This is a genomic window from Acinetobacter sp. ANC 3781 (assembly GCF_004331285.1).
GTDB lineage: Bacteria > Pseudomonadota > Gammaproteobacteria > Pseudomonadales > Moraxellaceae > Acinetobacter.
In genome coordinates this window covers 70,739-83,371 of sequence record NZ_SJOH01000001.1, presented here as the reverse complement: position 1 = coordinate 83,371, position 12,633 = coordinate 70,739, and the positions used below count along the sequence as shown (strand labels likewise).

The 12,633-nt window shown below is 39.0% G+C and carries 13 protein-coding genes, 4 tRNA genes and 1 pseudogene; 7 read left to right on the top strand and 11 right to left on the bottom strand.

Features of this window, described 5'->3' with window-relative positions:
• The first annotated feature begins 52 nt into the window (after positions 1-52).
• The 3 genes from E0H89_RS00440 to E0H89_RS00430 all read left to right on the top strand — a co-directional run bounded on the left by E0H89_RS00440 (position 53) and on the right by E0H89_RS00430 (position 1,857).
• Positions 53-553: a chorismate--pyruvate lyase family protein gene (locus E0H89_RS00440; RefSeq protein WP_131213579.1), complete on the top strand. Its 501-nt coding sequence runs from the start codon at positions 53-55 to the stop codon at positions 551-553.
• 32 nt (positions 554-585) lie between these two features.
• On the top strand, positions 586-1,464 hold the full coding sequence (gene ubiA / locus E0H89_RS00435) for a 4-hydroxybenzoate octaprenyltransferase (protein WP_131213577.1): 879 nt from the start codon (positions 586-588) through the stop codon (positions 1,462-1,464).
• A gap of 150 nt (positions 1,465-1,614) precedes the next feature.
• The gene (locus tag E0H89_RS00430) at positions 1,615-1,857 is read left to right on the top strand and encodes a hypothetical protein (protein ID WP_131213575.1); all 243 of its coding nucleotides are present in this window, start codon (positions 1,615-1,617) and stop codon (positions 1,855-1,857) included.
• Positions 1,858-1,911: 54 nt separating this feature from the next.
• Here the strand turns inward: E0H89_RS00430 and E0H89_RS00425 are convergent, their stop codons facing one another.
• The 7 genes from E0H89_RS00425 to E0H89_RS00395 all read right to left on the bottom strand — a co-directional run bounded on the left by E0H89_RS00425 (position 1,912) and on the right by E0H89_RS00395 (position 4,946).
• Positions 1,912-2,358, bottom strand: coding sequence for a DUF2726 domain-containing protein (locus tag E0H89_RS00425; protein ID WP_131213573.1), 447 nt, complete (start codon positions 2,356-2,358; stop codon positions 1,912-1,914).
• A 54-nt stretch (positions 2,359-2,412) separates the two neighbouring features.
• Positions 2,413-2,488 (bottom strand) — tRNA-Asn (locus E0H89_RS00420).
• Positions 2,489-2,591: 103 nt separating this feature from the next.
• Positions 2,592-2,897: a hypothetical protein gene (locus tag E0H89_RS00415; protein ID WP_131213571.1), complete on the bottom strand. Its 306-nt coding sequence runs from the start codon at positions 2,895-2,897 to the stop codon at positions 2,592-2,594.
• A 195-nt stretch (positions 2,898-3,092) separates the two neighbouring features.
• A tRNA-Asn gene (locus tag E0H89_RS00410) sits at positions 3,093-3,168 on the bottom strand.
• A 5-nt stretch (positions 3,169-3,173) separates the two neighbouring features.
• A tRNA-Asn gene (locus tag E0H89_RS00405) sits at positions 3,174-3,249 on the bottom strand.
• A 158-nt stretch (positions 3,250-3,407) separates the two neighbouring features.
• The gene (sodB, locus tag E0H89_RS00400; RefSeq protein WP_131213569.1) at positions 3,408-4,034 is read right to left on the bottom strand and encodes a superoxide dismutase SodB; all 627 of its coding nucleotides are present in this window, start codon (positions 4,032-4,034) and stop codon (positions 3,408-3,410) included.
• 153 nt (positions 4,035-4,187) lie between these two features.
• Positions 4,188-4,946 carry a Nif3-like dinuclear metal center hexameric protein gene (locus tag E0H89_RS00395; RefSeq protein WP_131213567.1) on the bottom strand — a complete coding sequence of 253 codons (759 nt, stop codon included), beginning with the start codon at positions 4,944-4,946 and terminating at the stop codon, positions 4,188-4,190.
• A gap of 171 nt (positions 4,947-5,117) precedes the next feature.
• Here E0H89_RS00395 and E0H89_RS00390 point away from each other — a divergent pair, with 171 nt between their 5' ends.
• Positions 5,118-6,299, top strand: a complete 1,182-nt coding sequence (locus E0H89_RS00390; protein WP_131213565.1) for a trypsin-like peptidase domain-containing protein — start codon at positions 5,118-5,120, stop codon at positions 6,297-6,299.
• A gap of 595 nt (positions 6,300-6,894) precedes the next feature.
• On the opposite strand, the gene E0H89_RS00385 is transcribed toward E0H89_RS00390, so the two are convergent.
• Positions 6,895-6,970 (bottom strand) — tRNA-Asn (locus tag E0H89_RS00385).
• Between the two features lie 238 nt (positions 6,971-7,208).
• Between E0H89_RS00385 and E0H89_RS00380 the strand changes: the two genes are divergently transcribed.
• Positions 7,209-7,667: a hypothetical protein gene (locus E0H89_RS00380; protein ID WP_131213563.1), complete on the top strand. Its 459-nt coding sequence runs from the start codon at positions 7,209-7,211 to the stop codon at positions 7,665-7,667.
• Between the two features lie 74 nt (positions 7,668-7,741).
• Here the strand turns inward: E0H89_RS00380 and E0H89_RS00375 are convergent, their stop codons facing one another.
• Positions 7,742-8,173 carry a PaaI family thioesterase gene (locus E0H89_RS00375; protein WP_131213560.1) on the bottom strand — a complete coding sequence of 144 codons (432 nt, stop codon included), beginning with the start codon at positions 8,171-8,173 and terminating at the stop codon, positions 7,742-7,744.
• A gap of 311 nt (positions 8,174-8,484) precedes the next feature.
• Here E0H89_RS00375 and E0H89_RS00370 point away from each other — a divergent pair.
• Together E0H89_RS00370 and E0H89_RS00365 are read left to right on the top strand one after the other, a co-directional pair.
• Positions 8,485-8,908 (top strand): annotated as a pseudogene (locus E0H89_RS00370) (GFA family protein).
• A gap of 127 nt (positions 8,909-9,035) precedes the next feature.
• The gene (locus tag E0H89_RS00365) at positions 9,036-9,875 is read left to right on the top strand and encodes a DMT family transporter (protein WP_131213557.1); all 840 of its coding nucleotides are present in this window, start codon (positions 9,036-9,038) and stop codon (positions 9,873-9,875) included.
• Between the two features lie 187 nt (positions 9,876-10,062).
• Here E0H89_RS00365 and E0H89_RS00360 read toward each other — a convergent pair whose 3' ends face one another.
• Together E0H89_RS00360 and map are read right to left on the bottom strand one after the other, a co-directional pair.
• On the bottom strand, positions 10,063-11,289 hold the full coding sequence (locus E0H89_RS00360) for a pyridoxal phosphate-dependent aminotransferase (protein WP_131213555.1): 1,227 nt from the start codon (positions 11,287-11,289) through the stop codon (positions 10,063-10,065).
• Between the two features lie 323 nt (positions 11,290-11,612).
• Positions 11,613-12,437 carry a type I methionyl aminopeptidase gene (gene map, locus E0H89_RS00355; protein WP_131213553.1) on the bottom strand — a complete coding sequence of 275 codons (825 nt, stop codon included), beginning with the start codon at positions 12,435-12,437 and terminating at the stop codon, positions 11,613-11,615.
• Positions 12,438-12,633 lie beyond the last annotated feature (196 nt).

The following is a 12,633-nucleotide window of genomic DNA, read 5'->3' as shown; positions in this document are numbered from 1 at the left end:
CCTGATGTATATATGAGATTAAGAGCAATTAACTTAAACGAGCAGTGGGTTTATGCAGAACAAGCGAGGATATAAAATAGAGGATATGCGAATTCCTGCTGAATTACGCCCGTGGTTGTATGCATACGGTTCTTTGACTCAGCAACTTACTGATGTGGCCGCTGGAATTTTTAAGGTAGAACCGATTCAAGAACATTTTCAGCGTTTGAATTTTAGTGATGCAAAATGGATGAAAATGTCACATCAGCATAGCTCATGGGTGCGTGAAAGCTATTTATATGGTTGTGAAGACCAGCCTTGGGTTAAAGCGAAAAGTATCTTTCCGATTTTAAGTCTGCAGTCCCGTGCACGTATCTTTCAGCATATTGGTAAAAAACCGATTGGCTGGTTCTTATTTCAACGTACCAATCCAGATTGTGAGCGCCGCGTGGTTTTGCTTGAAGATGGCTGGACACGGCAAAGTTGCTATACTTGGCATGGTTGTAAATTTATTGTTCAAGAGACTTTTTTGCCTGCGTTTGAACAGTTTATTCAGCAAAATACTTCACAGTAAAACATTTAACAGAATATGGGTTAAGGACAGTCATGGATACTGCACAACAAATTGCATGGCGTGAGCGTTTAGCAGCGTATTACTATTTATGTCGCTTTGATAAGCCGATTGGTACAGAGTTGGTGTTTTGGCCGACCATGTGGGCATTGTGGATTGCAAACCAAGGCAGGCCAGATTTAAAAGTACTGCTTCTGATGATCTTGGGTATTGTTTTTATGCGTGCAGCAGGCTGTGCCATCAATGATTTTGCTGACCGTAAAGTAGATGGTGCTGTAGCCAGAACCAAGGATCGACCTTTAGCGACAGGCGTGATTAAGCCGATAGAAGCCATTTGGGTATTTTTAATTCTTGTTGCGGCAAGTGCGGCGCTATTATTCTTTTTGCCCATCGAAACCTTTTACTGGTCATTTGGTGCATTGTTATTAGCGTTTATCTATCCATTTATGAAACGCTATACCAACTTGCCGCAAGTATTTTTAGGTGCGGCATTTTCGTGGTCTATTCCGATGGCATATACTGCAGTCGGGCAGACACCTGACTTGACCTGTTGGCTTTTATACTTTGGTAATCTGGCCTGGACGGTGGCTTATGATACGCAATATGCCATTACTGACCGTGAATATGATTTAAAAATAGGCGTAAAATCAACTGCGATTTTATTTGGAAAATACGACATTGAAATCATCTCGCTATTACAGGCAGCAAGTGTACTGCTGATTGGTGGAGCATTGTACCGAGAGAATTTACTTATTCCTTTTGGATTAACTGCATTGCTGGTGGTGGTGGCTGACTTTATCTATCAATGGGCAAAAACTAAAGACAGAAATCCGCAACTCTGCTTTTGGGCATTCCGTCATAACCGTTGGGTAGGACTGATTATTTTTGCCGGAATTTTTATTGCATTGCTGTAATCTTAAAGCGATAAGGTCTAAATAAATTAAAAGCATCGATTGGCGGTGCTTTTTTTTATGACCTGATGAATAGGATTAAAAATGGTTGTACTTCAGTACTTCAAGTATATTGGACTATATTTTTATTGATGAATCCTGTAGGTGTTGATGATGTCACAGTCCAGCTCGAAGCCAAATACGAAGAAGATGATTATTTGGATGACATTGGGGTTATGCATTCCTATTTTTCTGGTGACTATGGCTTATCTTGCAGTCAGTAGTGATGAGAAAAATCAAGAAAAATATAAACAGCAGCAAGCGCAAATACTGGAACGGATTAAAGCACGTGAAGCAGCTGAACAATCTGCTTCAGAAGCGGTTACTGAATCAGCTGAACAGCAAGAAAATAGATGATCTGGATCGGTGAAATCTAGCCACCGATAAGGTGGCTTTCATTGACAGATTGAACTAATTTAAAATGTCTCTTCTTAAGCGATCGGCACTCGGAATATCGGTATAGCGATAAACCTGATAGCCAGCTTCATTTAGCATGGCATCTCGTTCAGCATCTTCCTGTTCTTTGCCTATATGGCTGGGATCATCCAGCTCGATAATGGCAACCACCTCAAGCTTTTGATTCAATAAAACGAAGTCGGTTACTTTACGATTGAACTTATTGCGGATCTTCAAGTTATTGTTGGTAATTAAAGCACTAAAAGCGACTTGGGCCAGAAGATGATGTTGAGGGAAGGTTTCTTTGAGACGAATAAACATCTTGCTTTCGAAATGCGTGATTACACGTTTGGGAAAGAATTTTTGCCGTGGTTTGAACAATTGCTGAAAAACAATAGTCAGTAAAGCAAGACTGGCAATACAACCAATAAGAAAAAAAGTGAATTGACTTGAATCGAACACAATAAAATCTTGATATAAGAAAAAACCCACTCATCAGAGTGGGTTTTTAGAATTTGGCTCTCCAACCTGGGCTCGAACCAGGGACCTGCGGATTAACAGTCCGTCGCTCTACCGACTGAGCTATTGGAGAATCTGATACGCATTCTATGTATCTAAGCTTAAAGGGTCAAGGGCTTATGCTTAAAAAAACCGTGAAAATGAATTGAATGTTTTAAAAATAAACTTATTGCTTGTTATTTAAGCGATTTTATTAAGTTGATATAATTTTCTTTGCTTTGTAAGGGGTGTGCTTTACGGCACTCCTTGATCAATTCCATCAGCTCGGCTTGAGTGAGTTCAGGTTTGAGTTGTTGTTGAATATGTTTTAAAACATCCAGATTCTTTTGGGGTAAATTACGGGTACAATGAAATAAGCGTTCATACATGAGTGCGGAAGCCTGTTTTTTATTTTCAGAATTTTGACTGCATTGAAACACTGCGAACATGACAATAAGTAAAATAATCCAGAAAACCAGAGACTTCATCCAAGTTGTATTCATAAGATTTATTAAAATATTTTTATTAGGATGAACATAACTAAATTTTGATCAGTGAACAATAGATTGGGGAATAATCTATGATTTAAGTAAAAAATGTGGATTAAAGAGAACACATTCAACACATGTGTTGCATATGAAATAGACATTTGATTGATAAAAAAAGCCCACTGCATGATGAGTGGGCTTTTTAGAATCTGGCTCTTCCACCTGGGTTCGAACCAGGGACCTGCGGATTAACAGTCCGTCGCTCTACCGACTGAGCTATGGAAGAATAGATGGCTCTCCAACCTGGGCTCGAACCAGGGACCTGCGGATTAACAGTCCGTCGCTCTACCGACTGAGCTATTGGAGAATCTGATGCGCATTTTAGGGATCAAAACCTAAGTCGTCAACACGTAAATATAAAGAAATGAATCATTTGCCTTATAATTATGCAGATATGCCCGAAAAATAAAAAAACCACCTACAGGAGGTGGTTTTTTATGCAAAAAATAAAATTTATTTCAAATCTTATTTTTCAACGCCCGCTTCTTGGCCAGCATATTTAGCATTTGCGTAATCCCAGTTTACCAAGCTTTCCATGAAAGTTTTGATGTAAGCAGGACGTGCATTACGGTAGTCGATGTAGTAAGCATGTTCCCAAACATCAATCGTCAACACTGCAACTTTACCGTGAGCAAGTGGAGTATCAGCATTTGAAGTTTTAAGAATAGATAAGTTGCCATTTACTTCGTCAGCAACCAACCAAGCCCAACCTGAACCGAATTGAGTGGTTGCAGCAGCAGCAAATTCTTCAGCAAATTTTTCATACGAACCGAAAGCTTCATCAATTTTAGCAGCTAAAGTACCAGTCGCTTTACCACCACCGTTTTTAGTCATACAGTTCCAGTAGAATGTATGGTTCCAAACTTGAGCAGCATTGTTGAATACGCCAACTTTAGCAGCATCACCAGCAGACGCTTTAATGATTTCTTCTAAAGTTTTACCTTCAAGCTCAGTACCCTTGATTAGGTTATTCAAGTTTACAACGTATGTGTTGTGATGTTTGTCGTGATGGTATTCTAAAGTTTCTTTGCTGATATGTGGAGCAAGATCTTCATAACCGTATGGAAGTGCTGGTAAAGTAATCGTTGTCATGTTTTCAATTCCTTGCATTTTGCTGGGTTTTGACATTAAGTGGCTTTATTGTAATGGATTCTTTGCCTAAATTGCGCATTGCTTATAAATAACAATACAGAATAAAGCCTAAATTTATACGTATAAAGGAAATGTCAAACCGTCAAATTTGAATTAAATCGGATTGTTTAATTCGAAGTAACTATACTCAATATCGAACTGTTCTGAAATAGCTTTTGCCAGACGTTGTACCCCATAACGCTCGGTTGCATGATGTCCACACGCGTAATAATGCACATTCAGTTCTTTGGCTTCATAAAAAGTCCGTTCACTGACTTCACCGGAAATATAAGCATCACAATTTCGTTCAGCCGCTTTGCCAATAAAATCTTGTGCGCCACCGGTACAGAAACCGATTTTTTGGATTGATTTTTTATCAGCAGCAAGATGAATGGCATTAAAATCTAAACGCTGAGATACATACAGTTTAAATTCTTCAGCAGATACGGGTTGTTTTAAATAACCAATATTACCAATCGGATGACGTTCACTTGGATCTAGGGCTTCAATATTTTCTAATGCTAAAATATCTGCAATAGCTGCATTATTACCTAAAGTTGGGTGGCTATCTAAAGGTAGATGATAGCCTGCCAGTGAAATATCATGTTGAATTAAACTTTTTATGCGTTTGCCGCGCATGCCAGTAATCGGATAGGGTTCACCTTTCCAGAAATAGCCATGATGGACCAACAGCATATCCGCACCTTGTTCAATTGCGGCTTCAATTGCACCTTGTGATGCAGTCACTGCACACAAAATTTTATTTACATCGGGTTTACCTTCAATTTGCAGACCATTTGGTGCATAGTCTTTAAATTCGGGTGATTTCAGGGTGTGGTCGCACCACTGAATAATCTCATTGAGCTTTGCCATAAATTTCTCAAAAGCCTAAATATTTAACATCATCAAAACATATTTTGAATTGTAACTAAAGCATCACAAAACTCTTTCACTATTTTTATGTTTCCTGCTGTATTTCATTTTACAATGGCGCATAAATTACTTAGTCATCAACGAATTAAAATATTGTTAGAGGAAATTAACGTGCGTCGCACCTTTACATGGTTACCTTGGGTTTTACTCATTTTGGTCACGCTGGGTTTTCTTGCATGGCAACAATACCAACAGCCAAAAGCACCTGTTGCGGCTGATGGCGTAAAAATGCCGGTAGAAAAAGTGGAGCCTTTGGTCAGTACTACGAGGACAGGCGGTATTGATTCTTATAACGCTGCGGTTAAAGTTGCTGCTCCAGCAGTGGTGAATATTTTTACCACTCAAAAAGTAAAGCAGACTGAACATCCATTGTTAAATGATCCTGCCTTCCGTGAATTTTTTGGTGATCAAGTACCAGATCAATTCGGTCAGGAGCAAAATGAAAACAGCTTGGGTTCTGGTGTTATTGTTCGTTCAGATGGTTATATCTTGACTAATAATCATGTGATCGCACAAGCTGATAAAATTGTGGTCGGATTGAATGATGGACGTCGCGCTGTAGCAAAAATTATTGGTACAGACCCCGATACAGATCTTGCCGTAATTAAGATTGAACTGGACAAGCTTCCTGTTTTACCGTTTAAACTGAGTGGTAATGAAGTAGGCGATGTCGTTCTTGCCATTGGTAATCCTTTTGGTGTTGGGCAAACAGTCACTCAAGGGATTATCTCGGCTACCAATCGCTCGGATTTGGGCATTAACACTTATGAAGACTTCATTCAAACCGATGCCGCCATTAATCCAGGGAACTCGGGTGGTGCGCTGATTGATGTTGCAGGTAATTTGATTGGTGTCAATACGGCTATTTTTTCTCAATCTGGTGGTTCATTGGGTATTGGTTTTGCCATTCCAGCGAAAGTGTGCCAGCAAATTCTGAATTTAATTTTGAAAGATGGGCGTGTAGTCCGTGGCTGGTTGGGTATTAGCCTAATGCCAGTCCAACAGGAAAACATTCTTGAACCTAAGCAAGCAGGTGTTGTGGTTGCAGATGTGCTTCCTCAAGGCCCAGCAGCCAAAGCGGGAATTCAAAAAGGCGACAAGATTATTCAAGTCAATGGAGAGCCGATTAATTCTGCTTCACACTTGATTAATTATGTAGCCTTGCAAGCTCCAAATAGCACCATCAAAGTTGAAGTAGTGCGAGATGAGAAACCTTTAAGCCTGAATGTAGTGGTGGCTGAACGTAAAGCGCAGAATAGCAATTCACAATATATTCCTTTACCTCAGCAATAAAACAATCTTTAGATTTATCTATATTCAGATGGGTGAATATAAAAAAGCGCATTTCGATGCGCTTTTCTTTTATTGCTTACTCATTAGATAACTTACATAAATCAAAAAATATTTACTATTAGATTTTTTTAAATCAGTATTGTTTTATTTAATTGATTCGATTTTTATGCTTTTGCGTAGGCGATATCTCTACTTTTGAAAGATCAAAATGAGAACATCAAAATATATTTTGAGTTCGCAAGAAAAACCTTTTATTTCCCATACACAATATCCTTGTCGTGATTGGAAACATGTGGCATCCATGCCACTCTCATAATTCCACTACCTACTAAAATTTATTTTTAATTTTGGCTTTATAAACGACTTGTCATAATTGAAAAATGACTTATGAAAGAAGTCTATTATTCAACAATGATTTTTCTATATCTCTAAAAATTTATGGCTATGAATAGGGTAACTTGATATCAGCTAGATATTCGGAGGTTGAATTTAAAAAAACAGGCAATAAGAATAATTGTTTTTATGATGATTTAAACCGTTCTATATTATTCAGGCAAAAAAAAGCCCGCTTTAATGCTGCGGGCTTTTTCGTATTTGGCTCTCCAACCTGGGCTCGAACCAGGGACCTGCGGATTAACAGTCCGTCGCTCTACCGACTGAGCTATTGGAGAATCTGCATGCGATTATAAGGAGATTTTTTAGGGGGTCAAGCTAAAAGTGTCATGATTCCTTAATTTTTGTGCTGTATGCTTTTTATTTAGACAAATAAATCAAAAATGTTAAAAAAACTTGCACAGCCAAAATCGGCTTGTTAGATTAAATGCATAACAGAGCGTTTGAATGAAAGTTCAAACAGTGTGGATTTAAACCAACTTGCCAGCACTAAAATGGCTAAACAGGAGAAAGCGAATGCGTACGCTGACGATTGCCGAAATTTTTTTAAATTTATCTTTTTATCAAGACAATTATCTTTCCATTATTCAAAATCCAGATCGTTATCAAACTGCTGTTGAAGATGCTTATATCCAAGTGTGGCCTGTTGGAACTCAAGCCTTATATTTGGGTGATTTGTTACAACTTTGGTTTAGCGATAAATGGTTGATTGACTCACCTTGCCAATTGCTTCTAGATAGTTATTCCAATGGTCGTAAGCAACCTTTGCAACGTGATCATGATTTATATTTATACCAGTTGAATGGCAGCGCCTTAACTGGACGAAATAACTCTAAAGTCTGGTCAGTATCAGAACAGAAGAAGCTCTCTGTATCGCTCGATAGCGTATTTAAATATTTATGTATTTATAAAGGCACTTCACGTCCAGAAGTCGATTTTCCAGCGCTAACAAAATCATTTAAATCAGCGATCTAACCCTGATTAAACTACAGAGCTTAAGTGGTTAGCTTAAGCTCTGTTTTGTTATCTTTTAAAGACCGGATTTAACCTTAACGGATAATCATGCAAGTCGCAGTAGCATGGGCATAAAGTTTACCTTCTTCATCGATAATTCTACCTTCAGATATGCCCAGGTTCTTACTCATATTAATGACCGTACCCATAGCATGAAGCTCTTTATTTTTAGGGATAGGACGGCACATTTTTATATTTAAGTCGATAGTGCCGTACCCTACACCAGCTTCTAGCATACTGTGTACTGCGCAACCTGTAACGGAATCCAAAACTGTGGCTGAAAAACCACCGTGTACGCCCCCTAACGGATTTAAATGACGATGATCTGCTTTTACTCTGAAATGAATTGTTCCTTCTGAAACATCATAAGGTTGCATTGGAATAGTTTCACTAATACTTGCAGCTGGAATTTTTCCTGCACACATAGCTTGTAGAAATTGTAGTCCGGTCATTTTTTTTGGATTCATTGTCATTATTTCCTTATTGATTGATCAGTTCCAAAAAGGAACCTAGATTTCAATTAAGCAAAATTTAACCATGTCGTCAACACTCAGCTTTGAGTTAATTCGTGCAAAATGCATGGCTGTAAAAATCATTTTTCCATTTGATTTGAAGCATATGTTCATATATCTAAAATAGTGAATAAAACAAATTGATAAGATAATTGTTTTAAAATTCTTTAATAAAACTTATACAGAGATGAATTTGTCATTTATACATAGAAGAAACAATATTTTAGATATTTTTGATCAGTATTAACGTAATCAAGGAAATAACAATGAATGTATCCTGTTTATGCGGTAAAACTAAGTTCCAAGCAGAATTAAAAAATCATGATGTACACGCCTGTCACTGTTCCATGTGCCGTCAGCAGTCAAGTGGTGTACTGATGAGTGTGGATGTAGAGCCAGACAGTTTAAAGTTTGAAGATCAAGAACATTTAGCGCTATTTTCAATCTTCTGAATGGGGAGAGCGTGGTTTTTGTAGTCGCTGCGGCACCTTGCTTTTCTGGCGTACCCAGGATGGTAGTTATTGCAACATTAATGTCTTTGCCATGCAAGACCAGCCGAAAGATTTAAAACTGACTACAGAAATTTATATTGATAATAAGCCCGATTTTTACCAGTTTAAATATTCTACAGAGCAACTCACTGAGGCTAATGTGATTGCATTGTTTTCTAAAGATCAAGAAGAAAACTAATGGTTGATAAATATGAAAGATGTTGGTTCATCTGTCTTTCTTATAAATTGAATCAGAAAATCTGTATAGATTTAATAAGATATATTCGCTATATCTACGAGATGCGGTTGAAGAGGGATGCTCAACTATGCTGTTTAAGATCTCGATTGCCATGCTGGCTTTTGCAGCCAATTCGGTTTTATGCCGTTTGGCGTTGGCGGGTCATCAAATTGACCCAATCAGTTTTAGCCTAATACGTGTATTTAGCGGTGCAGCCGTTTTATTGCTGCTCTATATATTTTCTGTACAAAAAGCCAAAATCGAATGGAATATTAAGAATGGTTTTTGCCTTGCGCTCTATATGGTGGCTTTTTCACTGGCCTATGTGCATATAGATGCAGGTGTAGGAGCATTGCTTTTGTTTGGTACAGTACAGTTGAGTATGGTCGGCTATGGTTTGTGTCATGGTGAAAAAATCAATATTCAGCGTGGCGTAGGGTTGGGCATCGCAATTCTCGGTATTTTGATTTTGTTGCTGCCGGGCGCAGCAGCACCCAACTTGGTTTATGCGGCCATTATGGTGCTTTCAGGCATAGGCTGGGCAATGTACAGTATTGCGGGTAAGAACATGCAAAACTCGTTGGCAAGTACGCTGGCAAATTTTGTAATGGCTAGTCCTTTTGTATTGCTGGCTTATGCTGCGTTTTATGCACAAAGCTTTGCTCAGCCTCAAGGGGTGCTTTTAGCAGTACTTTCAGGCGGCTTAGCATCTAGCGGTGCTTATGTACTGTGGTATGTCATAGTGAAGCGTATTGATCGCGTGACGGCGAGCAGTGTGCAGCTATCTGTGCCATGTTTAGCCATTTTAGGCGGTGCGTTGTTTATAGGTGAGGAACTTAGCTGGCGAATTATTATTTCCGCAGTGATTGTTTTGGCTGGAATTGGGTTAGTGATTTGGGCCACACCAGAGAAGAAAGTTTTAAAATAATCTGAGTGATGAGAAGATTACTGTACTTTTTTATGCTGTTGCAAAAGGAACTATTGATTAGATTTTAAAGATTCATCCATTTGAAGGCTTTTCCTATATACCCAGTATTGGGTGCTATATGAAATTTGAGCTATTAAAAAACCCGCTTCAAGAGCGGGTTTTTTAATCTAGCTTTATAAAAAGCAGATTATTTTTCAGCAGCAATTGAAGCAATCGCAGCATCTACGCCTTCGATTGAATCAGCAGCTTTCTTAATACGAGCAAGTGCATCTACAAGTACTTCATCAGCAGTTGCATAAGAAATACGCATGAAACCGCCTAAACCGAATGCATCACCAGGAACTACAGCAACACCTGTTTCTTCCAATAACCATTCAGAGAATTCTGTGCAAGATTTTAAACCTTTAGCACGAATTAACGGTTTGATATTAGCGTAAGCATAGAACGCACCATCAGCAGGTAAGCAAGTGATACCGTTAATGTCGTTTAAGCCTTTCACAACCAAGTCATGGCGACGTTTGAATGCTTCAATCATTGGCTCAAGTACGTCTTGAGGACCATTCAATGCAGCTTCAGCAGCAACTTGTGAAATCGAAGTTGGATTTGAAGTTGATTGAGACTGAATTTTTTTCATTGCACCAATCAATTTAGCAGGACCCGCTGCATAGCCAATACGCCAGCCAGTCATTGCATAAGCTTTAGATACACCATTCAGTACGATTACGCGGTCATACAGGTCTGGAGCAACAGTTGCGATATTGTAGAACTCGTCATCCCAACGGATTGGCTCGTACATGTCATCTGAAGCAACAAATACTTCTGGATATTTGCGAAGAACATCAGCCAAAGCTTCTAATTCAGCTTTAGTGTAAATCATGCCCGTAGGGTTGGATGGGCTGTTAAGCACCACTAAACGGGTTTTGTCAGTGATTGCTGCTTCTAATTGAGCTGGTGTGATTTTGAAACGTTGTTCTTCACCACATTTAACAACAACTGGAACACCTTCAGCGATAATCACCATGTCTGGATAGCTTACCCAGTATGGCGCAGGGATGATGACTTCATCACCTTTGTTTAACAAAGCAAGTGCCAAGTTAAAGAAGGATTGTTTACCACCGCAAGAAACCAGGATCTGGTTTGCTGCATAGTCAAGATTATTGTCGCGTTTAAATTTCGCGATAATCGCTTTTTTAAGACTAGGAGTACCGTCAACAGCAGTATATTTGGTAAAACCGTTGTTAATCGCAGTAATTGCTGCATCTTTGATGTGTTGCGGGGTATCAAAATCTGGTTCACCTGCACCCAAACCAATTACGTTTTTACCAGCCGCTTTAAGTTCAGCAGCTTTATTGGTCACAGCAAGTGTAGGGGACGGTTTGATGGCATTGACACGATCAGAGAGACGTACGTCCACGGCAGTATTCCTTCTTATAGGGATTAAAAAATAAAAAAGCACACTATCTTAGCCTAAAAAACCGCAGAAAGGGGTGCAAGAAATATACGATATGAAAAAAAATAGTTTTTTGAAATAGATGGTGTTGATGGTTACGGCCTTGATTAATCCGATTTTATGTTTTTATAAGAATATAAAATAACTAAAGAATTTAAATTTAAGAAGGATTTTAAAATTTAGGATGCACTACGCTGAAGCAGAAAAAAGCTTAACCATAAAAATGGCTACATAGAAGTAGCCATTTTTAAGATGTGATTTAAATATAATAATTATATGAAAAATAATTACATAAAACGCGACAAGTCTTCTTCAGGACGGGCAGTCAATACTTCAACACCAGTTTTGGTAACTAAAAGCGTGTGTTCGTATTGTGCAGACAACTTATGATCTTTCGTTACCACGGTCCATTTATCACCTAATAATTTGGTTTGCCAAACACCAGCGTTCACCATAGGTTCGATGGTAAAGGTCATGCCTTCCTCCAGAACCATACCAGTATTCGGTTGACCGTAATGAAGCACTTGAGGTTCGTCATGGAACACGGTGCCAATACCATGACCACAATATTCACGTACGACACTGAAGCGTTCGGATTCAACGTACTTTTGAATAGCATGACCAATATCACCAATGGTTGAACCCGGTTTAACCGTTTCCATACCGCGATACATGGCTTCTTGAGCAACTTTACACAGGCGGCCAGCCAAAATTGAGGTTTCACCGCCCACGATATACATCATGTTAGTGTCGCCGTGGTAGCCGTCTTTAATGACAGTCACGTCGATATTTAAAATATCACCTTTCTTTAGCATCTTAGCGTCAGATGGAATGCCGTGGCACACCACATGGTTCACAGATGTACAGATCACATGCTGGAATGCAGGACGACCAGGCGCTGCACCGTAACCTAAACATGCTGGAATGGCATCTTGTTTATTGACAATATAGTCATGGCAAATCGTATCAAGCTCAAGGGTCGTCACCCCTGGAACAACATGCGGTTTGATCATATCCAAGACTTCTGCCGCCAGTCGTCCCGCCACACGCATTTTTTCAATTTCGTCAGGGGTTTTAATGAGTCGACGTGGAGCTTCGTAAGTACTGTTCATGATCTCTAAAAACTTTTGGAAATTTGTATGGGACTATGGTATAAATAGCCGCCCATTTTATCAAATGCTTTTTCGTGAATAAATTTCACGGGCTTTGCTGGATGGGGCAACAAAATCCGCACATATATCGACACATTTCTCTGGGTGCCTTTCGAGGTGGAGAATGCGGATATATGGAGGCCTAACCCAAACTTAA